The sequence below is a fragment of the Variovorax sp. FG153 genome, from assembly GCF_057809595.1.
The window spans coordinates 40,346-59,398 of sequence record NZ_JBMDKG010000016.1 but is presented as its reverse complement, the minus strand read 5'-3'; the positions used below and the strand labels follow the sequence as shown (position 1 = coordinate 59,398).

Here is a 19,053-nt window from a genome sequence, read left to right as displayed (position 1 = left end):
GCGGCGTGATCCAGCCGGACAGCATTCCCGCTCCGGACTGGCCGTTACGGAGGCGATAGGTCTTGCCCTCGCCTAGTTTTCCGGTTGTGGTAATCAGCGCCATAATCGCCCTCACGATTAGTAACTGACGGTCATATAACTGTCAGAGCTACTACTAGCCGGGCGAGATACTAGCCTCAGGAGTTACTAAATGAATCAGATTGAAGAGTTAAATCTTTTGATCGACAAGGCATCTGCGATAGCCGGTAGCGATTACCGACTCGCGAAAATGATCGGCGCGATGCCTCAAAACGTGAGCAACTGGCGCCACGACCGGGCCTCTTGCTCTCCCGAGAACCGCGCGCTGTTGGCCGCAGTGGCAGGACTCGATCCAGTGGCAGAACTCGCACGCGCGACACTGGACAAGCATCAAGGCACTTCGAAGGGAGACCTGCTCATGAAAGCCTTGGGAAAGTCATCGCGTCTGACTGGCGCAATAGCCGGTATCGTTGGCGCCGTGGTACTAGCGATTTCTTCGCTCATCCCCCAGAGGGTTGAAGCGATGCCGGTGCTGAAGCCACTACACAATGAGTGTTATGTCAAATCACGCTGACGAAAGACGATGCAGCCGCAGCCCTCGATTTACCAGTTCTCGGGGATTGGCTCTCGAGGCGGAGCTCCCTAGGATCGCCCGTTTTCCCGACCCTGCCCCGCGATCGCCATGTCGTGCCACCGGGCTCATCGTTTCATGCAACAGCACACGCTCGCGGCCATCCCCGCCCCTGTTTCGTCAACCCACAGCACCGGCTCGCTTCGGGCCGTCGCACGCCGCAGCTGCGCACTGCTGGTGCTGCTGCTGGCCGCTTGCGGCGGTGGTGGAGGCAGCGGTGGCGGCGCGTTCGCACTGCCGCCCGTCGGCCCCGCGACGACGCCGACGGAGCCCTCCGCGCCGACGGAGCCTTCGGTGCCGACGGAGCCTTCCGTGCCGGAGCCGCCCCCGCCGCTCACCATCGGGGGAACGGTCACCGGATTGAAGGGCCACGGGCTCGTGCTGGCGAACAACGACGACACGCTGGCGGTGTCGGCCGATGGTGCCTTCACCTTTTCCACCGCGCTGGCGCAAGGCGCGACCTACGCGGTGAGCGTGCGGTCCCAGCCCGGCGGACCTTCCAGGTCTGCACGGTCAACGGCGGCACGGGCACCGTGGCCGATACGGCGGTCACCGGGGTGAAGGTGCTGTGCGCCACGCAGTCGTACGCGGTGGGCGGCACGGTCGGCGGACTGGCCGGCACGGGCCTGGTGCTGCAGAACAATGCGGGGGACGATCTGCCCGTCGCGGCCAACGGCAGCTTCGTGTTTCCGGTCGCGGTGGCCAGCGGCGCCGCCTATGCGGTGACCGTGAAGACGCAGCCCGGTGGACCGACCCAGCTGTGCTCGGTGGCGCAGGGCAGCGGCACCATCGACGCGGACGACGTGGCTTCGGTGCAGGTGGTCTGCGCCACCCGCACCCGTGCGGTGAACGTCACGGTGAGCGGTCTCGACGGACAGGGCCTGGTGCTGCAGAACAATTCGGGCGACGACCTGGCCGTCGGCGCCAATGGCAGGCGCCAGTTCGCGACCTCCGTCGCCGAAGGGAGCACGTATGCCGTGACGGTGAAATCCCAGCCGCGCATGTACACCCAGTTCTGCACCGTCGGCCGGGGCAACGGCACGGTCGCCGCGGCGGACATCGACGATGTGAGCGTGGCCTGCGCCACTCCCGCGACGCGCAGCGTCTACGTGTCCTCCTTGCTCGGCTCCAGCATTCCCATGCTCATGCGCTACAGCGCCGCCGACCTGACGGCACAGGCATCGACCATCGCGCCCGCCACCTTCGTGTCGTTCGCGGCCGATCCGAAGGGGCGTCTCGTGTTCGGCGGGAGCGACAGCGGTCGGGTGTATGCCATCCGGCAAGGCGATGGCATCGATACGATGAGCTCCGCAACCTTGGGCGCCCGCGGAGCTGTCGCGGTGGGCATGCATCCCAGCGGCGACTATCTCTATGTCGTCGCGAACGGCGACGGCCTGCTGAGCACGTATGCCGTGCCCCCGGCCACGCCCGCGGCACCGGGCGTTCTTCAGCAGAAATTCCTCTCGGGCGCCAGCGGTACCTCCCCGCTGCCGCTGCCGCTGGCGGTGGATCCGCTGGGGCGCTTCGTGTTCGTCGGCACCAGCGGCCAGGGCATCCAGACGCTGCCGATCCGCGCGGATGGCACGCTGGATGACCCGGTCCGGCAAGCAACAACAGACGTGGTATCGGTCGTGGTCCACCCTTCCGGCGCCTACCTCTATGCCATCGGCACGGATGGCATGTTGCGGACCTACTCGATCCATGCGTCGACCGGCGCCCTCACGCAGACGGCCCTGACGGTGGCCGGCCTGGGAGTGGATGGGTCGACCTCCCTGGCCATCGACGGCAGGGGCCGCATGCTCAGCCTGGTCGATACGGTCAACCAGTTGCAATACACGCGGGCGATCACCGACATGGCCACCGGCGCACTGGGGACGCCCTTCCCGATCCACGGCCTGATCAATCCTGTGGCCACCGCCTTCGACCCTTCGAGCGACGGCGTGAACTTTCTCGTGGGCTCCCTCAACCTCTTCCGCCGCACCATCGACCCCGCCCAGGCCAGCTACGCGAACACGCTGACCACGCAGGTCGGGCCCGCGATCAGGGCGATGGTGCTGCTCAATCGCTGAGAGGCCCGCGGACGTTCGTGCGGCAGGCGTCGAGCGGGTTCGCGCGCGCCTCCAGCTTGCGCGCCCGGCTCGACCGAACGGGTCGGCGACCCGGCGCTTCCCCGAGAATGCCCGGCTGCTGACGCTGCGCGTGCGTCAGCGCGGAGAGTCCTTCGGCCGTGACTTCGAGAACGACCGCGCGTGCGATCACGAGCTCGCCGGTGCGCTCCCTGCGCGGCGGGTCGAAGCGTGCCTTCACGAGGCCGGCAGCCTCCAGCGAGAGGAGCTGTTCGATCTCGTCGGGGGAGGTCGATTCGGCGGGCAGGCGCCGCTGCCAGAAGGACGCCAGCAGCCTCATGCTGTCCAGCACGCGAAGCTGCCGCTCGTTGAGGATCTTTCGACGCATCGCTACCTTCTCCTGGCTGAAGTCGAACATTGGCGCCCCCGAAACGACTTTATGGAACGAGGAACATGCCCTGCTCGTAGGCGCTTTTCCGATCACGCCGCCATCCATGTGCCTTGCAGGGGTCCGTGCGAATCGGCGCGCCACGACGTGAGAGCGTCCAGCCAGGCCAGCCCAGCCCAGGTTCAGGGCAAGCTTCGACGGATCGCCGGTGCCCGCATCAGCGCACGGAGAGATCCCCGGCGCTCGACGTGAGGAAGTCCAGGAATGCCCGCAGTGCCGCGCTCTTGTGATTGCGATGCGCGTAGGTCGCATACAGCCAGATCGTCGGGGGCATCGCATCTTTCAGCACGGGCACCAATGCACCCGAGCCCAGGTGCGCGCGCGCCAGCACCTCGGGCACGCAGGTGACGCCGAGCCCTTTCACCGCCAGTGCGATCAGCGGTGCGGCATCGTCCGCATCGAGGCGGCTGCGCACGGGCACGTGGTGCGTCTTGCCATCGATCAGGAAGGGCAGCCGGGGCGACGCGTCCCACAGCGAGAAGGTCAGCAGTTCGTGCCGGGCCAGGTCCTCGGGCTTCGACGGCATGCCCTTGCGCGCCCAGTATTGCGGCGATGCGCAGAGCACCAGCGGCATGGGCCGAAGCTTGCGCACCACGACGTCCCTGGCCTCGATGGGCCCGATGCGCAAGGCGACATCGATGCCTCCCATCACCAGGTCGTCGTCGCGATTGCTCAGGTGGATGCTCACGTGCACGTCGGGGTGGTCGGTGATGAAGTCCTCGATCTGCCAGCCCAGCAGGCTCAGCGACAGGCCGTGCGGCGCCGCGACCCTCAGGCGTCCGCGCGGATGCGCCGCGAAGTCCGACAGTTCCGTGCTCAGCTCCTGGAGCAGGCCGAACAGAGGCGCCAGCCGCCGCGCGAGCGTCTGCCCGGCGTCGGTCGGCGTGACCGAACGCGTCGAGCGGTTCAGCAGCCGCACGCCCACGCCCTTCTCGAGCTGGGCCACGATCTTGGTGACGCTGGCCTTGGAAATTCCCAATGCGATGCCCGCGCGCGTGAAGCTCTTGCGGGCGACGACTTCGGCGAAGACCCTGAGCTGCTGCAAGTCTTCCATGGCCTATGGCGCCACGCCGGCGAGCAGGTCCTGCCCCTGGCCTCCCCAGCCGCCGCCGAGCGCCATGAACACGGCGAACTGGTCGTCCGCGAGCCGGGCTTCCGATGCCGCGAGGGCCGCCTCGCTGGCCGCCAGCGTGCGCATGGCATCGAGCGCATCGAGTTGCGCGGTCTTGCCGCTGACGTAGAGCGTGCGCGCCTGTGCCGCCACGACGGCGCTCTGGTCGCGGGCGGCCGCGAGGGCGGCGTGCCGTTCCAGTTCGCGCGCGTAGGACTCGAGGGCGCTCTCGACCTCGCGCAGCGCCGTGAGCACGGTGGCATCGAAGCGCGCGGCGGCCTGCCGCGTGGCGGCTTCGGCCTGCGCGATGCGCGCGCGGGCCACGCCGTTGGTGGGCAGCGTCCAGCTGACCAGCGGCCCCAGGCTGTAGCTGAACGACTCGCGGTTGCCGAACCGGTCCATGAAGCCGGCCGAGCGGGCCGACAGGCCGAGCACGACCTTGGGATAGAGCTCGGCCGTCGCCACGCCGATGCGGGCGGTGGCGGCCGCGAGGCTGCGCTCGGCCTGTCGCACGTCGGGCCGGCGACGCAACAGGCTTGCACCATCGCCCACGGGCAACGGACCCGCCACGCGCGGCGGGCTGTCGCATGCGGCCACCTGGGCCGGGAAGTCGCGCGGGGCCGCGCCGGTCAGCGTGGCCAGCCGGTACAGCGCGTTCTGGCGCTGCGCCCGCAGCGGCGGCAGCGAGGCGCGCAGCAGTTCGAGCTGGCCGCGTGCGCGCGCGGTGTCGATGGCCCCTACCCTGCCGCCCTGCTGCAGCCGTTGCGCGAGCTGCACGGCCTCTTCCTGCAGCCGCACCGATTCGCGGGCGCTGCGCAGACGCAAGCCGGTGGCGCAGGCCTCGGCATAGGCCCGGGCCGTGCCGCCGGCGACGTTGACGCGCACCAGGTCGACGGCCGCCCGCGCCGCGCCGCTGCCGGCTTCGGCCGCCTCGATGGCGCGGTGCAACTGGCCGAACAGGTCGAGCTGGTAGGACAGGTTCGCGCCCACGCCATAGGTGAAGCGGCTCGGCGGCTCGTAGTCCTTCTGCACGAGCGTGAGCCCCGAGACATGGCCGAAGCCGGGGCCGCCGTTCAGGGCCAGCGTCGGCCGCTGCGGCCCGCGCACCTCGGCTTCGAGCGCCTGGTCGCGCTCGAGGCTGGCCATGGCCTGCCGCAGGTCGGCGTTGTGCGCCAGGGCCCGGGCGACCAGCGCGTCGAGTTGCGGGTCCTCGTAGAGATGCCACCAGTTCGGCGGCAGCGCCGCGTCCGTCGCATTACCGCCGGCCGACAGGAACGGCCCCGCGGAGGCCGCCTGCGCGGGCGAGAGCGCGGCCGGCGCGACATAGTCGGGGCCGATGGGCGAATGGGCACAGCCGGCCAGCAGCGCGCCCGCCGCGACGGTGGCCAGGTGTCGGTGAAGGCGGGTCATCCTCGTGGCTCCGCACGGCGCGCGGCGGCGGCCGTCTCCGGCGCCGCCGGGGCCCCGAGCACCTGCACCGTGACCGTCTGGCCCGTGACCAGCCGCGTGCCCGCCGGCAGCGCGTCCAGCTTCACGCGCACGGGCACGCGCTGCGCGAGCCGCACCCAGTTGAAGGTCGGGTTCACGCTGGGAAGCAGGTTGGCGCCGGTGCTGCGATCGCGATCGGCGATGCCGGCCGCGATGCTCTCCACGCTGCCTTCGAGCGCGCCGGAGTCCATGGGCGTCACGCGCACCCGGTCGCCCAGGTGGATGCGCGGCAGCTTGTTCTCCTCGAAATAGCCTTCGACGTAGACCGACCCCGCTTCCACCAGCGCCATCACCGGATGGCCGGCGCTCGCGTAGGCGCCCTGCCGCAGGTCGAGGTTGGTCACGAGGCCGTCGGCGGGCGCATGCACCTGCGTGCGGCGCAGGTTCAGCCGCGCGGTGTCCAGCGCGACCTGCGCCTGGCGCAGCGCCACCTCGGCCGCGCGCAGGGTGCCGTTCGCCTGGTCCAGCCGCAGGCGCGACTGCTCGCGAAGCTCCCGCGAGACCAGCTCGGCCAGGCCCGTGTTGCGGTCGTTCTCGCGCCGTGCCTGCGCGATGAGGATGCGCTGGTTGTCGAGCGCGACGGCCTGCGCGGCGACGGCCGCCTCGGCCTGCTGCACGGCCAGTTCGAAGCGGGCCTTGTCCAGCGAGAACAGCGGCGCGCCGGCGGCGACGAACTGGTTGTCGCGCACCGCGACCTCGGTCACCAGGCCGGACACGTCGGGCGCGACCTGCACGACCTCGGCGCGCACGCGTCCGTTGCGGGTCCAGGGGGCCAGCTCGTAGTGGTCCCACAGTTGCCAGGCGGAGCCGCAGGCGGCGGCGACGACCGCCAGGGTGAGGAGCGCGCGGGCGCCCGGTCGGGCCCATGCAGGAAAGGACATGGCGTCAGGTCTCATGAAAAGGCAATGGAATGCGAAGCGCGGAAATCAGGTGGCGAAGGCGCCGGTGAAACGGGCCAGGGCATGAAGCAGCAGCACGTACACCGCCAGGTCGAACAGGGCCGGGTGCCACACCCAGCGGTAGACGCCGGCCAGCGCCAGCAGGCGGCGCAGCGCCCAGGAACACGCCAGCGCGCCGCCGGCCAGCAGCATCAGGCCCGGCAGGTACACGCCGTGGAAACTCGTTTCGATCATGGGTGGAGCGTGCCGTCGGCCGCCGGAAAGAGGTTGCGTCGAAGGCCCACGAGGGCCGCGATGGCGGGCGGCGCGGCGCCGCCGTGCAGCGCGTCGAGCAGCAGGCGGTCGATCTGCGGCAGCAGCGGTTCATCGCGCCGCGGCGCTCCCGCGGCCCGGGCGCGAAAGACCCGGGCCGAGTCCGCGAGCAGGCGGCCGAGGGCTCCGGCGGGGAGGCAGCGGCGCCACTGTTGCAGGGTTGCGATGTCGGCACCCGTGCGCAGCTCGCGCAGCGCCAGCCGCGCGTGGGCCCGGGCTTCCTCGCCCGCGCCCGGTGCCGTGCGCGGTGCGAGCAGCGCGATACGGTCCAGCATCCGGCCCGCATAGGCGTCGCGCGCGGATGCGCCCCGCGGGCGAGCCGCGAGCTCGGCCAGGTCGAGCGAGGTCGCGCGCCGTAGGCGCCGGGCGCTCCTGTCGCTGCCCACGCTGCGCACCAATGCGGTGACACGCGCCGCGGCCACCCCGCCCAGGATCAACGCGAGGTTCGAGTTGAGCAGGGTCGGCAGGTCCGCGCTGGCGGTGTCCTGCAAGGCGAGCGTGCCGGCCACGCCGAAGAACAGGCCCAGCGCCGCGAGCGAACTGGCGGGCCGCGCGATGTAGCAGCCGACCAGCAGGAAGAACGGCGCGATGCACAGCGCCAGCATGCCGAAGTCGCGCGCCAGCGGCATCACCACCAGCACGCAGAACACCGACACCGGCAAGGACCACAGCAAGGCGACGACGAACCTGTGCATGGCGGGCACCGGATCGTCCATCGTCGCGAAGAAGCTGCTGAAGACGGCCGCCGACATCGCCGCGGCCGACCCCGAGGGCCATGCCGTGGCGATCCAGGCCGCGCAGCATGCGCAGGTGGCCAGCACGGCCGTCGCCGCCGAGCGCAGTGCCAGGCCCCGGTCGCGATGCAGCACCTTCTGGCCGAGTGCCGCGCTGCGCCGCGGCGGCATCGCGCCGCCGGCGAGGCCGGCGTCGATGTCGGCGCGCAGCCCGACGCAGGCCCGCCACTCGAACACCAGTTCGTCGAGCCGCACGGCGAGGTCGATGCGCAGCGCGCGGATCCAGGGCGACGCCGCCGGCCCATCCGCCAGGGCCTGGAACGCGGCGCGTGCTTCGTCCATGGACGCGGCCGGCTGCCCTGCTCCCGGCGGCGCCATCGAGCCCGCGTGCCGCTCGAGCGCCGAGACGATGTCTTCCGGCACCTCGCCCTCGGCGGCCTTCAACGCCTCGAGCCGGTCCTCGATCGCCGACAGCGTGGGCGCGAGCGCCGAGAGGCGGTCCTGCATGGCGCGAATGGCGCCCGCGGTCCAGCGCAGGTTGCCGGTGTCGAAGGGCACATGGGTCGACAGCAGGCGCAGCTGCGTGATGTCCAGCGCGAGCCGCTGGCGGTCCGCGGCCATGCGCATGCCGTCCGCGTGCCCGTCGCCGAGCAGGTCGTTCATCCAGCGGCGCGCGTCGCCGAGCGCGCGGTCCATCAGGGCCAGCAGCGACGGCGCCAGGCTGGCCGGCAGCACGAGACCGTGGACCAGGCTGGCGCACAGGATGCCGAGTCCGATCTCCTGCACCCGCGCCATGGCCGTGTCGAACATGGCCGCGGGCGCTTCCACCAGCGGGAAGCCGATGAGCGCGGCCGAGTAGCCCGCGAGCAGGAAGACATAGGAGCGCGCGCTGCGGTCCAGCAGCGAGAGGTAGAGGCACAGCCCGGTCCACAGCGCGAGCGCCAGGGTCAGCAGCTCGGGCGCGGCCGACAGCGCGGGGACCAGCGCCACGGTGGCCGCGCAGCCGAGCACGGTGCCCACGAAGCGATGGAGCGCCTTGGAGCGCACCTGGCCCGCGAGCGGATGCGCCACGATGTACGCGGTCATGAAGGCCCAGAAGGGCCGTGGCAGGCCGGCGCGGCAGGCCAGGTAGAGCGCGAGCATGGCGCCCGCGAAGCTCTTGAGGGAGAAGAGCATCTCCTGGCGAGAGAAGCGGATCCGTTGCATGCGTCGATGCTAGGCAGCGCCGTCCGTGTCGGAAATTGCAATCCCGGCCGAACGATTTCTCTTTTCGGCCACGGCGCGGACTGCGTCCCTTCCGTGCGGAGCCCCGCGGCCGGCGGGCGAGAATGGCGGGTTCGCAGCAACGCTCATGGAGACCATGCAACGCCCCGAGGTCGTCCCCGAAGGCCTGGACTACCCGCTCACCGTGCCCGTGATGGCGCTTCGCGTGGACGTCGAGGCGCGTGCGCGCGAGATCCCGGTCCATCAGCACCAGATGGGGCAGCTCGTCATCGCGCTGCGCGGTGCCGTGTCGTGCGAGGTGCCGGGCGCGCTGTGGATGGTGCCGCCGCAGGCGGGCGTGTGGATTCCGGGCGGCACGCCGCACAGCAACCACGGCACGGCGAACGCGCTGATCTTCTACCTGTTCGTCGCGCCGGGCGCGGGCGCATTGCCGACCAGGTGCTGCACCCTGGCCATCAGCACCATGCTGAGCGAGATGATCCAGCACCTGGCCGGCCTGGCGCCGACCTACGAGCCCGGCAGCGCCACGGACCGGTTCGCGCATGTGGTGCTCGACCAGCTCGGCGCGATGCCGAACGAGGACTTCTCGCTGCCGATGCCGCAGGATGCGCGGTTGCGCAGGATCTCGCGCGCCATCTCGCTCGACCCTTCGGACCGCCGGACCCTGCAGGACTGGGCCGCCGAGACCGGCACCAGCGAGCGCACCCTGACCCGGCTGTGCACGGCGCAGACCGGCCTGAGCTTCGGCCGCTGGCGGCGCCAGCTGCACATGATCGTGGCGCTGCGCGAGCTGTCGGGTGGCGCGACCGTGCAGCAGGTGGCCTATGGCCTGGGGTACGAGTCGCCGTCCGCCTTCATCACGATGTTCAAGAAGGCCTTCGGCAAACCGCCGGCCACCTACATCGCCGAGCGGTTCAAGGTGGGCCCTTGATCCGCGCGCCCTGCCCCGGCAGGCAGAATGCGGCAGGAGCGAGACAACCCATCCATGCAATCGACCGGAACCCTGCGCGGCATCGCCGCGATGCTGCTGGCCTGCGCCTTCTTTGCCTGCATGGACGCGCTGCTCAAGACCCTGGCCGGCCACTATCCGCCCGCGCAGGTGATGGCGCTGCGCGGCCTGACGGCCCTGCCGCTGGTGTGCCTCTACGTCGCCTGGCGCCGCGAGGCGGCCGGCGTCTTTAACCGCCGGCTGCGCTGGCGCCTGCACCTGCTGCGCGCCGTGCTGAACATGGCGATGCTCATGCTCTTCGTCCATGGCCTCAAGACCCTGGGCCTGGCCGAGGCCTACACGCTGACCTTCATCGCGCCGCTGCTGATGGTGCTGATCGCCGTGCCGATGCTGGGTGAGTCGATCCACGCGCGGCACTGGGTCGCCATCGGGCTGGGCTTCGCGGGCGTGGTGATCGCGCTGCGGCCCGAGCAGGGCGCCTTCCTCTCGATGGGCGCGATCGCGATCCTGGTGGCCGCGGTCTGCTATGCGCTGTCGAACATGCTGGGCCGGCTCATCAGCCGCACCGAACCGAGTGCCGCGCTGGTGTTCTGGACTACCGTCGGCATGGCCGTGGGCGGCAGCCTGCTGGCGGCGCCGCAATGGGTGCCGATCCGCGCCGAGCACGCATGGATGCTCGCGGGCCTGGCCCTCAGCGGCTTCCTGGGACAGCTGGCCATCGCCGAGGCGTTCCGCCACGGCCAGGCCGCCGCCATCGCGCCCTTCGAGTACAGCGCCCTGGCCTGGGCCCTGCTGCTCGACTGGCTGTTCTGGCAGGCCGTGCCCGATGCCTGGACGCTGGGCGGCGGCGCGCTGATCGTCGCGAGCGGCCTCTGGCTGGCGCGCAGCGAGGCATCGAGGTCGGCCCGGAACAAGCAGCGGCCGGCCGCCCCCGTGACGCGCTCGTCCTCATGAGCGCACCGGCAGCGCGGCGCCCGAAGCCGCCTGCGCGCGGTGGCCGGCGATCCGGCGCCCGGCCATGTGCGAGCTGAAGATCGCCAGCATGAAGACGCCCACGCTCAGCAGGCTCAGGCAGTGGGCGCCGAGCAGATGGATGCCCACGGCGCCGAGGATGCCGGCCGTCGTGACGCCGAGGTAGGTCGCCGCGGTGTTCAGGCCCAGCAGCACCGGCGCGATGGCCGGCGCGACGTTGACGAGCCGGTACTGTTGCGGCCCCTGGATGCCCCAGCCCGTCGCACCCCAGATGGCGACCGCCACCACGGCGGGCCATAGCGAAGCACTGGTCCAGGGCAGGAAGGCCATGTCCACCGCCTGCGCCACGAGCACCACGAACATGACCGTCGTCGGAGAAGTCCGGTCCAGCACGCGCGCCAGCGCGATGTTGGTGAGCGTTCCGCTCGCACCCCAGACCACCAGCAGCGCGCCGAACACGAGGGAGTTGACCAGCACGCGATCGAACACCACCGAGAAGTAGACGTAGACCAGGAAATTGCCCGCCATGCCCAGGTAGGTGGTGAGCAGGGTCCAGCCGATGCGCGAATCCTTCAGCGGCGCCAGGCGTGCCATGAGGCCGATCCTCGGCGCCAGCGGCACCCGCTCGAGCAGTACCAGGATGCCCAGGCCCGCCGCCAGCCCCACGGCCGCGACGAAGTACATCGTCCAGCGCCAGTCGCCGAGCCCGCCGAGCACCGTGCCGATCGGCGAGCCCAGCGCCGTGGCCGCCGTCAGGCCCGCCACGATCACGGCGATCGCCTGGCCGCGGCGGTTCGGCTCCACGATGCTCGCGCCCGTCCCGGTCGCGGTCGGCGAGTACATGGCCGCGCCCAGCCCGGCGAACACGCGCGAGGCCAGCGCGAGCGCGAAGGTGGGCGCGAGCGCGGTGGCGAGGTTCGCGAGCACGAAGATGCCCAGGCCCGCCAGCATCAGCCGCTTGCGCGGCACGTTGCCCGCGATGGCGGCAATGGTCGGCGCCAGCAGCGCGTAGGAGATCGCATAGAGCGTCGTCAACTGGCCGGCCACGGCGATGTCGACGTCGAAGGCGTGCGCCAGTTGCGGCAGGATGCCGGCCACCACGAAGGTGTCGGTGCCGAGCGCGAACATGCCGAGCGCCAGCACGAGCAATCGCTTGTCCATGGCTTTTCCTTCAGCGCGCCGCGGCGAAGAGTTGCTGCATCTCCGCGAACGGCTTCGCGCCGGCCGAGAGCGGATCCGAATGGCCGGTCTCGAGGAAGCTCCTGGCGGCGCGCTCGGCCTGCCCCCACACCAGTTGCGAAATGGCCGAACCCGCGCTGAGCCGCCGCACGCCGAGCCTGGACAGCTCGGCCGCCGCGGGCAGGCCGCCCCAGGCCATCACGTTCAGCGGCAGCCGCGTGGCGAGGGCGACGTCCTCGATCTCGGTCGGCTCGCGCAGGCCCGGCACGAACAGGCCGTCGGCGCCGGCTTGCGCATACAGCCCCGCGCGCCGGATCGCTTCCTCCACCCGCTGCGAGGGCTCCGCGAGCCCGGCGAGGATCACGTCGGTGCGCGCGTTCACGAACAGGTCGGTGTTCGTGCGGTGCAGGAATGCCTTGATCGCCTCGATCTTGGCCGCCAGGGTCTCCGGCGCGTCGCGCCCGTCCTCGATGTTGATGCCGGTCACCCCGAGGTCGAGCAGCCGCCGCACGAACTCGACGACGGCCTTCGGGTCGTCCGAATAGGCGTTCTCGATGTCGACCGACAGCGGCACCGTGAGCACCCGCGCGATGCGGGCGACCGCGCCCACGGCTTCGTCGACCGGCAGTTCCCGGCCATCCGCGCAGCCCAGCGACCAGGCGAGGCCCGCGCTGGTGGTGGCGATGGCCGCGGCGCCGGCGCTCTCGAAGAGCCGTGCCGAGACCGCGTCCCAGGCGTTGGGCAGCACCAGCGGCGTGGCGGCGTGGTGAAGCTGGCGGAAATGCGCGGCCGTGTTCTTCGGCTTGTCGCGGTTCGGATGGGTCATTGCGTGCTCCTGGGGTGGGCCCCTCGCGGGGTGACAGGGGCTCATCTTCGCGATAAACTGCGATGACGTTAAGGTCGGGTTTCCGTCTTTTTGCGCCATCAAAGGAGGTCTCGAATGATTCGTGTCGGCGTGGCGATCTATCCCGGTTTCCAGCTGCTCACTTTGGCGGTCGTCTCGGTGTTCGAGTACGCCAACATGTCGCTTGATGAGCCGCTGTATGCCCACACCCTGCTCTCCGAGCACGGCGGGCCCGTCAGGTCCTCGTGCGGCGTGGAAGTCGGCACGGTGCCGTTCGGCAACGCGCGCTACGACACCGTGCTGGTGGTCGGCGATACGGTCGTGACCGAGGGCTCCCCTGCCCTGCTGGGCTTCCTGCGCAAGTCGGCCCGCCGCGCGCGGCGCCTGGGCGCGGCCTGCACCGGCGCCTTCAATCTCGCGCAGGCCGGGCTGCTCGACGGCAAGCGCGCGACCACCCACTGGGCGCACGTCGTCAAGATGCGGCGCGACCATCCCGAGGTGCTGCTCGAGGAGGACAGCATCTTCGTGCACGACGATGGTGTCTGGACCTCGGCCGGCGCGACCGCCTGCATCGACCTCGGGCTGGCGCTCGTCGAGCAGGACTGCGGCGCCGATGTCGCCAAGCTCGTGGCGAAGCGCATGGTGGTGTATCACCGCCGCACCGGCGGCCAGTCGCAGCATTCCGCGCTGCTCGAGCTGCGCCCGCGCACCGATCGCATCCAGAAGGCGCTCACCTATGCCAAGAGCCACCTGACGAACGAGCTCTCGCTCGAGGAACTCGCCGAGGCCGCGAACCTCAGCCCGCGCCAGTTCGGCCGCGTGTTCAGGGAGGAGACCGGGCAGACGCCGGCCAAGGCCATCGAGCGGCTGCGGACCGAGACGGCGCGGCTGATGATCGAGTCGCAGCTGCTGCCGATCGAGACCGTGGCGCGCGACACCGGCTTCGGCGATCCCGACCGGATGCGCCGGGCCTTCCTGCGGGCCTATGGGCAGCCGCCGCAGGTGATCCGCCGGGCCAATCGGTCGGAGGCGCGGCGTGCTTGAGGCCGGCGGCCGGCATGCGCTTCAGTCGAAGGTCCGCGCCACGAAGGACGACTTGTTCGTGATCGACCAACGCCCCTCCACCTCGTGCATCACGAAGTGATCGTTGAACAGCTTCTGGCCGATCCGCACCTTCACGGTGGCCGTCGAAAGGCTGTCCGAGATGTGCGTCATCGACAGGATCGCCTCCTCGCGAGGTGCGTCCATCGAGCGGGGGCTCGGCCTGCCATGGATGAGCGCCGCATACTCCGGCGCCGACAGGGTCTGCAACTGGCCGTCCTGGAGCCACTGGACGAGGCAGGACGGATGAAAGACCTGGTGGAAGTCGCGGCTCTTCGGCTCGTGGGCGAGGTTGAAATAGTCGTCGATCAGGGCGGCGACGGCGTGGGTCTGGGTCATTGCGAACTCTCTGCGAGGGATGGAAGCTTCGTATGGTGAAAGCTCCTTCAACGCCCGGCTACGGCGAATCGGGCATCGCAGCCATTACAGGAAGACATGGATCATGGAAGACCTCGATGGAGGACTCGTCGGCGGCTTGCTGGTGCTGGCCGCGGTCGCCGAATGCAGGAGCTTCAGCGGTGCCGCGTCACGCCTGGGCCGGACGCAGCCCGCGGTGAGCCGCGCCATCCAGCGGCTGGAAGACCGGCTGCGCGCGAAGCTCGTGCATCGCACCAGCCGGCAGGTCGAGGTGACGGATGCGGGGCGTGCGCTGCTGGCGAAGGTGCTGCCCCTGCTCCAGGGCATCGAGGAGGCGACGGTCGGCGCGTCGGACCAGACCTCGGTCGTCAACGGAACGCTGCGCGTGGCGTGCGATGCGGTGTTCGCCCGCCTCGTGCTGGCACCGGAACTGGCCGAGTTCCTCAAGCGCCATCCCGCGCTCCGGTTGAAGCTGGAGACGCGCAACGATCTCCCGGACCTGGTCGGCGACGGATTCGACCTCGCCATCCGGTTCGGAGCGCCATCGGTGTCGACGCTGGTCTGCCGCAGGCTCTACAGCCCGCGGATCCTGACCGTGGCCGCGCCCGCCTACCTCGAGCAACGCGGCCGGCCGCGGTCGCCGCAGGACCTGGTCGACGGCGGCCATGAATGCATCCATGCCATCGACCCATCCACCGGCCGGCTCTTCGACTGGGAGTTCTGGCGCGGCGACGAGAAGCTGAAGGTGGCCGTGCGCGGCAGCCTGACGGTCACCGATGCGGGCACCAAGATCGGCGCCTGCCTCGCGGGCTACGGCATTGCGCAGGTGATCGACCTCGGCATCGAGACGCACCTGCGCGCGGGCACGCTGGTGCCGGTGCTGACGGACTGGCCCGACGAGACCTTTCCGCTCTACGTCTACTACCCGGGCCGGGAACACGTGCCGGCCAAGGTCAGGGCGTTCATCGACTTCGTCGTGCGCATGATGCCGGGGGCGCAATCCGGAGAGCACGCGCGCTCGGCCTGATTTGAACGCATGTCCGCCACCTCCTGGTCGAAGCCGAATCCTTGCCCCCCTGCTTCGGGTTCTCGGCCTCGCACCGTGCGGCAGGCGTAGGCGCGTTTCCGTTTCCCGCGACGTCCACGCGCCCTGCGCCATTCCTGGCACCGTCAGAGCGCCACGACGAGTTGGCGCGGCGGGCACCTACATGCCGGTCCGGGTCGGCGCGTCACCGTGAGCCCTCGATCAGCCAACTAACCCAACCAGGAGCCACATCATGTCCACCGCATCCATCACCAGCGACGAAGTCCTGTCGATCCTCAACGACCTGCTCGAGAACTCCCGCGATGGCGAGTACGGCTTTCGCGCTTGCGCCGACGAGGTGGAGGACGCCCGAATCAAGCGGGTCTTCGCGAACCGCTCGGCCCAGTGCGCCGCGGCGGCCGCCGAACTGGCGACGCTGATCCGCTCGCTCGGCGGCGAAGCCGACAAGGGCGGCAGCGTCAGCGGCGCGCTGCACCGCGGCTGGGTCCATGTGAAGGGCACGCTGGGTGCGGACAGCGCCCTGTCGATGCTCGAGGAGTGCGAACGCGGCGAGGACTCGGCCGTTGCGCGCTACCGCAAGGCGCTGAAGAACGACCTGCCCGCCGAAGTGCTCGCCGTCGTGCAGCGGCAGGCCGATGGCGCCCAGCGCAACCACGACCAGATCCGCGACCTGCGCGACCAGTACAAGGCCAGGAAGGGCTGAGCATGACCACGCGCAAACCCATGTCGCCCGTGAACATCGAGCAGAACCGCGAGGTCGGCATCGACACGCCGCTGGACGGCAGCCGCATGGGCCGCGAGGCCGACAAGCCCTCGGGCGACCCGGGCGAGCGCGGGCACGATGCGCCGGCGCCCGATGCCGAGCGCGCGGGGCGGCCCGCGGACACCGGGCGCAACGGCGAGAAGGCCTAGACATTCCACAGGAGGTCCCATGGCAGACGATCCCAAGAAGACCGCGCTCGATCGCAAGCTCATCGCGCTGCACGAACCCCACGAAGTCCGGTCATGGACCGAGAGCCTGGGCTGCACCGAGACGCAACTGCGCGACGCGGTGAAAGCCGTCGGCAATTCGGCCGACGAGGTGCGCCAGTACCTGGCCGAGAAACTGAAATGAGCCGGCTTCGGCGAATCGCCGTATTCGTCGAGGAAGTCGGGGCGGGAAACTACCACTGGGTGCTGCACGAGCAAGGCGGCGACGCCAGCGAATGGATCGAGTTGTCCGCCAGCCCGATGGCCTACGACCTGTGGCTCGACGCCTTCGAGGACGGATGCGCCGAACTCGTGCGGATGGTGCCCGACGAGCGCAACGGTCCTCGCGATGCCGGCGAGGACGAGGACGCGCCGCCGGTCGGCCCCATCGGTGGCACCTCCCGCGACGGCGCAGCGGCGAACGCGCCACCGAATCCCCGAACCGAGGACCCGTCATGACCGATCCACGCGAAGCGGCTCCCCAGCCGCCGTTCTCCACCTCTCTGCAGCAACCACCGGGCCTCGAATCCGAGATGTCGCCCCGTCCCGATTTCGGCGAGCACTCCTACGTTGGCGCCGGCAAGCTCCTCGGCAAGGCGGCCCTTATCACGGGCGGCGACAGCGGCATCGGCCGCGCAGTCGCGCTGGCCTTCGCCCGCGAAGGCGCGGACGTGGTGATCTCCTACCTGGCCCAGGAAGAATCCGATGCCCAGGTCACCCGCGGCCTGGTCGAGGGCGCCGGTCGCCGCTGCGTGCTCGCACCCGGCGACATCCGCGAGGAGGCGCAGTGCCAGGCTCTTGTGGCCAGCACGCTCGAACACTTCGGGCGCATCGACGTGCTGGTGAACAACGCCGCCTTCCAGATGTCGCACAAGTCGCTCGAGGAGATCAGCGCCGGAGAGTTCGACCGCACCTTCCGCACCAACGTCTACGCGAATTTCTATCTCTGCAAGGCTGCGGTGCCCCATATGAAGCCCGGCAGCTCGATCATCAGCACCGCCTCGGTCAACGCCGACAAGCCCAACGCCACGCTCGTGGCCTATGCCGCGACCAAGGGCGCGATCCAGAACCTGTCGGGCGGCATGGCGCAACTGCTCGCCGACAAGGGCATTCGCGTGAACTGCGTGGCGCCCGGCCCCTTCTGGACACCCCTGATCCCCTCAACCTTGCCGGAAGACAACGTCAAGGAGTTCGGCACGCAGACGCCCATGAAGCGCCCGGGCCAGCCGCGCGAGTTGCAGGCCGTCTACGTGCTGCTGGCCTCCGACGAAGGCAGCTACATCTCGGGGGCGACGATTCCGGTGACGGGCGGCGTGCCGTTCATCTGAGCGGCGGCCCGAACCCATCGGGTAAAATTCCTCCCGGGTGGGCTGCCGTTTCAGGCATTCCAGGATTTGCGCAGGTCGGGCCGCCTCGCGGTTTCGCCTCGTCGAGGAATCCCATGTCCCACACCCCGATCCAGTGGATCGCCGCGGCCATCTTTGCCGTCGCCCTGCTCCACACCTTCAGCGCCAAACAGTTCGAGCGCCTCTCCCACCGCTATCCACGCCACGCCGGCCTGTTCCACCTGCTCGGTGAAGTCGAGGTCGTGTTCGGCTTCTGGGCCATCGTGCTGGTGGTCTCGATGGCGCTGCTCGCCGGCGGCGGCACCGCGCTCGACTACGCCGAGTCGCGCAACTACACCGAGCCGCTGTTCGTCTTCGTGGTGATGGTGATCGCGGCCTCGCGCCCGGTGCTGCGCACGGCGATGTCGCTGGTCGACACCGTCGCGCGCATCGCCCCCGTGCCCACGCCGCTGGCCAGCGCATGGCTGGGCCTCGCGGCGGTGCCGCTGCTCGGCTCGCTGATCACCGAGCCGGCCGCCATGACCATCGCGGCCCTGATGCTCGCGCCGCAGATCTTCCGGCCCCGCGTGCCGGAGGCGGTGAAGTACCTGGCGCTGGGCGTGCTGTTCGTCAACATCTCGATCGGCGGCACGCTGACCTCCTATGCCGCGCCGCCGGTGCTGATGGTGGCGACCACCTGGCAATGGGACAGCGCCTTCATGCTCGCCACCTTCGGCTGGAAGGCCGCGCTCGCGGTGCTGCTGAACGCCACCGTCGCCACCTGGGTGCTGCGCAAGCACCTGCAGCCCGCCGCGGCGGGCGACGCGGGCGCGGCGGCGCGGGAGCGCGTCCCGCTGCCGGTGGTCGCGGTGCACCTGGGCCTGCTCGCGGGCGTGGTGCTGTCCGCCCACCATCCCGTGGTGTTCCTCGGCCTGTTCCTGATGTTCCTCGGCTTCACCCAGGCCTACGAGCGCCACCAGAGCCCGCTGATCATCAAGGAGGCGCTGCTCGTGGGCTTCTTCCTCGCGGGTCTGGTCGTGCTGGGCGGCATGCAGCAGTGGTGGCTGCAGCCCATCGTCTCGGAGCTCGCGCCCGTCGCGCTGTTCCTCGGCGCGCTGGGCCTCACCGCGATCACCGACAACGCCGCCCTCACCTACCTGGGCTCGCTGATCGTCGGCATTTCGGACGAATCGAAGTACATGCTGGTCGCGGGCGCCGTGGCCGGCGGCGGTCTGTCGGTGATCGCCAACGCGCCCAATCCCGCGGGCGTGGCGCTGCTCAGGCGCGGCTTCGCCGACGAGACCATCGGCGCGGGCGGCCTGCTGCTCGGGGCGCTCGGGCCTACCGCCGTCGCGGCGGCGGCGTTCCTGTTCCTTTGAGG

The 19,053-nt window shown here is 70.3% G+C and carries 22 protein-coding genes; 13 read left to right on the top strand and 9 right to left on the bottom strand.

Annotation, left to right across the window (positions count from 1 at the left end; genetic code table 11):
- Positions 1–190: 190 nt before the first annotated feature.
- The 3 genes from ACODT0_RS18735 to ACODT0_RS18725 all read left to right on the top strand — a co-directional run bounded on the left by ACODT0_RS18735 (position 191) and on the right by ACODT0_RS18725 (position 2,718).
- A complete protein-coding gene (locus ACODT0_RS18735) occupies positions 191–592 on the top strand; it encodes a hypothetical protein (protein WP_489041965.1) in 402 nt (133 codons plus the stop codon).
- Positions 593–727: 135 nt separating this feature from the next.
- Complete coding sequence (locus tag ACODT0_RS18730; protein ID WP_489041964.1) at positions 728–1,210, top strand: hypothetical protein; 483 nt, start codon at positions 728–730, stop codon at positions 1,208–1,210.
- A complete protein-coding gene (locus ACODT0_RS18725; protein WP_489041963.1) occupies positions 1,183–2,718 on the top strand; it encodes a lactonase family protein in 1,536 nt (511 codons plus the stop codon). Before ACODT0_RS18730 ends, ACODT0_RS18725 begins: the two co-directional genes overlap by 28 nt.
- On the opposite strand, the gene ACODT0_RS18720 is transcribed toward ACODT0_RS18725, so the two are convergent.
- From ACODT0_RS18720 to ACODT0_RS18695, 6 genes are all read right to left on the bottom strand, one after another.
- Complete coding sequence (locus ACODT0_RS18720) at positions 2,708–3,133, bottom strand: hypothetical protein (protein WP_057594637.1); 426 nt, start codon at positions 3,131–3,133, stop codon at positions 2,708–2,710. The genes ACODT0_RS18725 and ACODT0_RS18720 overlap by 11 nt on opposite strands.
- Positions 3,134–3,320: 187 nt before the next feature.
- The gene (locus ACODT0_RS18715; RefSeq protein ID WP_489041962.1) at positions 3,321–4,217 is read right to left on the bottom strand and encodes a LysR family transcriptional regulator; all 897 of its coding nucleotides are present in this window, start codon (positions 4,215–4,217) and stop codon (positions 3,321–3,323) included.
- A gap of 3 nt (positions 4,218–4,220) precedes the next feature.
- Complete coding sequence (locus ACODT0_RS18710) at positions 4,221–5,684, bottom strand: efflux transporter outer membrane subunit (protein ID WP_489041961.1); 1,464 nt, start codon at positions 5,682–5,684, stop codon at positions 4,221–4,223.
- Positions 5,681–6,643, bottom strand: coding sequence for an HlyD family secretion protein (locus ACODT0_RS18705; RefSeq protein WP_489041960.1), 963 nt, complete (start codon positions 6,641–6,643; stop codon positions 5,681–5,683). The genes ACODT0_RS18710 and ACODT0_RS18705 overlap by 4 nt, the downstream gene beginning before the upstream one ends.
- Before the next feature lie 45 nt (positions 6,644–6,688).
- Positions 6,689–6,895, bottom strand: a complete 207-nt coding sequence (locus tag ACODT0_RS18700) for a DUF1656 domain-containing protein (protein WP_057594640.1) — start codon at positions 6,893–6,895, stop codon at positions 6,689–6,691.
- Positions 6,892–8,913 (bottom strand): FUSC family protein, encoded by a 2,022-nt coding sequence (locus ACODT0_RS18695; protein WP_489041959.1) that lies wholly within the window; start codon positions 8,911–8,913, stop codon positions 6,892–6,894. The genes ACODT0_RS18700 and ACODT0_RS18695 overlap by 4 nt, the downstream gene beginning before the upstream one ends.
- 154 nt (positions 8,914–9,067) lie before the next feature.
- On the opposite strand from ACODT0_RS18695, the gene ACODT0_RS18690 reads away from it, so the two are divergent.
- Both ACODT0_RS18690 and ACODT0_RS18685 read left to right on the top strand, forming a co-directional pair.
- Positions 9,068–9,862, top strand: a complete 795-nt coding sequence (locus ACODT0_RS18690) for a helix-turn-helix domain-containing protein (protein ID WP_479672820.1) — start codon at positions 9,068–9,070, stop codon at positions 9,860–9,862.
- A gap of 54 nt (positions 9,863–9,916) precedes the next feature.
- Positions 9,917–10,834, top strand: a complete 918-nt coding sequence (locus ACODT0_RS18685) for a DMT family transporter (RefSeq protein WP_296723371.1) — start codon at positions 9,917–9,919, stop codon at positions 10,832–10,834.
- Here the strand turns inward: ACODT0_RS18685 and ACODT0_RS18680 are convergent.
- Both ACODT0_RS18680 and ACODT0_RS18675 read right to left on the bottom strand, forming a co-directional pair.
- Complete coding sequence (locus ACODT0_RS18680; RefSeq protein ID WP_479669268.1) at positions 10,829–12,013, bottom strand: MFS transporter; 1,185 nt, start codon at positions 12,011–12,013, stop codon at positions 10,829–10,831. The two genes, ACODT0_RS18685 and ACODT0_RS18680, sit on opposite strands and share 6 nt — an antisense overlap.
- Positions 12,014–12,023: 10 nt before the next feature.
- On the bottom strand, positions 12,024–12,857 hold the full coding sequence (locus ACODT0_RS18675; protein ID WP_489041958.1) for an isocitrate lyase/PEP mutase family protein: 834 nt from the start codon (positions 12,855–12,857) through the stop codon (positions 12,024–12,026).
- Between the two features lie 114 nt (positions 12,858–12,971).
- Between ACODT0_RS18675 and ACODT0_RS18670 the strand changes: the two genes are divergently transcribed.
- On the top strand, positions 12,972–13,919 hold the full coding sequence (locus ACODT0_RS18670; protein WP_057593004.1) for a GlxA family transcriptional regulator: 948 nt from the start codon (positions 12,972–12,974) through the stop codon (positions 13,917–13,919).
- Positions 13,920–13,940: 21 nt separating this feature from the next.
- On the opposite strand, the gene ACODT0_RS18665 is transcribed toward ACODT0_RS18670, so the two are convergent.
- Complete coding sequence (locus ACODT0_RS18665) at positions 13,941–14,315, bottom strand: nuclear transport factor 2 family protein (RefSeq protein WP_057593005.1); 375 nt, start codon at positions 14,313–14,315, stop codon at positions 13,941–13,943.
- Between the two features lie 103 nt (positions 14,316–14,418).
- Here ACODT0_RS18665 and ACODT0_RS18660 point away from each other — a divergent pair, with 103 nt between their 5' ends.
- From ACODT0_RS18660 to ACODT0_RS18630, 7 genes are all read left to right on the top strand, one after another.
- The gene (locus ACODT0_RS18660; RefSeq protein ID WP_489041957.1) at positions 14,419–15,360 is read left to right on the top strand and encodes a LysR family transcriptional regulator; all 942 of its coding nucleotides are present in this window, start codon (positions 14,419–14,421) and stop codon (positions 15,358–15,360) included.
- 250 nt (positions 15,361–15,610) lie between these two features.
- Positions 15,611–16,081 (top strand): PA2169 family four-helix-bundle protein, encoded by a 471-nt coding sequence (locus ACODT0_RS18655; protein ID WP_489041956.1) that lies wholly within the window; start codon positions 15,611–15,613, stop codon positions 16,079–16,081.
- Positions 16,082–16,083: 2 nt separating this feature from the next.
- The gene (locus tag ACODT0_RS18650; protein WP_489041955.1) at positions 16,084–16,290 is read left to right on the top strand and encodes a hypothetical protein; all 207 of its coding nucleotides are present in this window, start codon (positions 16,084–16,086) and stop codon (positions 16,288–16,290) included.
- 19 nt (positions 16,291–16,309) lie between these two features.
- Positions 16,310–16,492, top strand: coding sequence for a DUF3606 domain-containing protein (locus tag ACODT0_RS18645; protein WP_296723326.1), 183 nt, complete (start codon positions 16,310–16,312; stop codon positions 16,490–16,492).
- Positions 16,489–16,806, top strand: coding sequence for a hypothetical protein (locus ACODT0_RS18640; RefSeq protein WP_413765430.1), 318 nt, complete (start codon positions 16,489–16,491; stop codon positions 16,804–16,806). The genes ACODT0_RS18645 and ACODT0_RS18640 overlap by 4 nt, the downstream gene beginning before the upstream one ends.
- Positions 16,803–17,675: an SDR family oxidoreductase gene (locus ACODT0_RS18635; RefSeq protein ID WP_489041953.1), complete on the top strand. Its 873-nt coding sequence runs from the start codon at positions 16,803–16,805 to the stop codon at positions 17,673–17,675. The genes ACODT0_RS18640 and ACODT0_RS18635 overlap by 4 nt, the downstream gene beginning before the upstream one ends.
- Before the next feature lie 113 nt (positions 17,676–17,788).
- Positions 17,789–19,051, top strand: coding sequence for a putative Na+/H+ antiporter (locus tag ACODT0_RS18630; protein WP_489041952.1), 1,263 nt, complete (start codon positions 17,789–17,791; stop codon positions 19,049–19,051).
- Positions 19,052–19,053: the final 2 nt, after the last annotated feature.

Coding starts and splice junctions, on each gene's coding strand:
- ACODT0_RS18705 (WP_489041960.1), bottom strand. CDS start 6,643: ATGTCCTTTCCTGCATGGGCCCGACCGGGCGCCCGCGCGCTCCTCACC.
- ACODT0_RS18635 (WP_489041953.1), top strand. CDS start 16,803: ATGACCGATCCACGCGAAGCGGCTCCCCAGCCGCCGTTCTCCACCTCT.
- ACODT0_RS18680 (WP_479669268.1), bottom strand. CDS start 12,013: ATGGACAAGCGATTGCTCGTGCTGGCGCTCGGCATGTTCGCGCTCGGC.
- ACODT0_RS18640 (WP_413765430.1), top strand. CDS start 16,489: ATGAGCCGGCTTCGGCGAATCGCCGTATTCGTCGAGGAAGTCGGGGCG.
- ACODT0_RS18710 (WP_489041961.1), bottom strand. CDS start 5,684: ATGACCCGCCTTCACCGACACCTGGCCACCGTCGCGGCGGGCGCGCTG.
- ACODT0_RS18660 (WP_489041957.1), top strand. CDS start 14,419: ATGGAAGACCTCGATGGAGGACTCGTCGGCGGCTTGCTGGTGCTGGCC.
- ACODT0_RS18670 (WP_057593004.1), top strand. CDS start 12,972: ATGATTCGTGTCGGCGTGGCGATCTATCCCGGTTTCCAGCTGCTCACT.
- ACODT0_RS18700 (WP_057594640.1), bottom strand. CDS start 6,895: ATGATCGAAACGAGTTTCCACGGCGTGTACCTGCCGGGCCTGATGCTG.
- ACODT0_RS18630 (WP_489041952.1), top strand. CDS start 17,789: ATGTCCCACACCCCGATCCAGTGGATCGCCGCGGCCATCTTTGCCGTC.
- ACODT0_RS18690 (WP_479672820.1), top strand. CDS start 9,068: ATGCAACGCCCCGAGGTCGTCCCCGAAGGCCTGGACTACCCGCTCACC.
- ACODT0_RS18645 (WP_296723326.1), top strand. CDS start 16,310: ATGGCAGACGATCCCAAGAAGACCGCGCTCGATCGCAAGCTCATCGCG.
- ACODT0_RS18720 (WP_057594637.1), bottom strand. CDS start 3,133: ATGTTCGACTTCAGCCAGGAGAAGGTAGCGATGCGTCGAAAGATCCTC.
- ACODT0_RS18730 (WP_489041964.1), top strand. CDS start 728: ATGCAACAGCACACGCTCGCGGCCATCCCCGCCCCTGTTTCGTCAACC.
- ACODT0_RS18665 (WP_057593005.1), bottom strand. CDS start 14,315: ATGACCCAGACCCACGCCGTCGCCGCCCTGATCGACGACTATTTCAAC.
- ACODT0_RS18735 (WP_489041965.1), top strand. CDS start 191: ATGAATCAGATTGAAGAGTTAAATCTTTTGATCGACAAGGCATCTGCG.
- ACODT0_RS18695 (WP_489041959.1), bottom strand. CDS start 8,913: ATGCAACGGATCCGCTTCTCTCGCCAGGAGATGCTCTTCTCCCTCAAG.
- ACODT0_RS18675 (WP_489041958.1), bottom strand. CDS start 12,857: ATGACCCATCCGAACCGCGACAAGCCGAAGAACACGGCCGCGCATTTC.
- ACODT0_RS18715 (WP_489041962.1), bottom strand. CDS start 4,217: ATGGAAGACTTGCAGCAGCTCAGGGTCTTCGCCGAAGTCGTCGCCCGC.
- ACODT0_RS18650 (WP_489041955.1), top strand. CDS start 16,084: ATGACCACGCGCAAACCCATGTCGCCCGTGAACATCGAGCAGAACCGC.
- ACODT0_RS18685 (WP_296723371.1), top strand. CDS start 9,917: ATGCAATCGACCGGAACCCTGCGCGGCATCGCCGCGATGCTGCTGGCC.
- ACODT0_RS18655 (WP_489041956.1), top strand. CDS start 15,611: ATGTCCACCGCATCCATCACCAGCGACGAAGTCCTGTCGATCCTCAAC.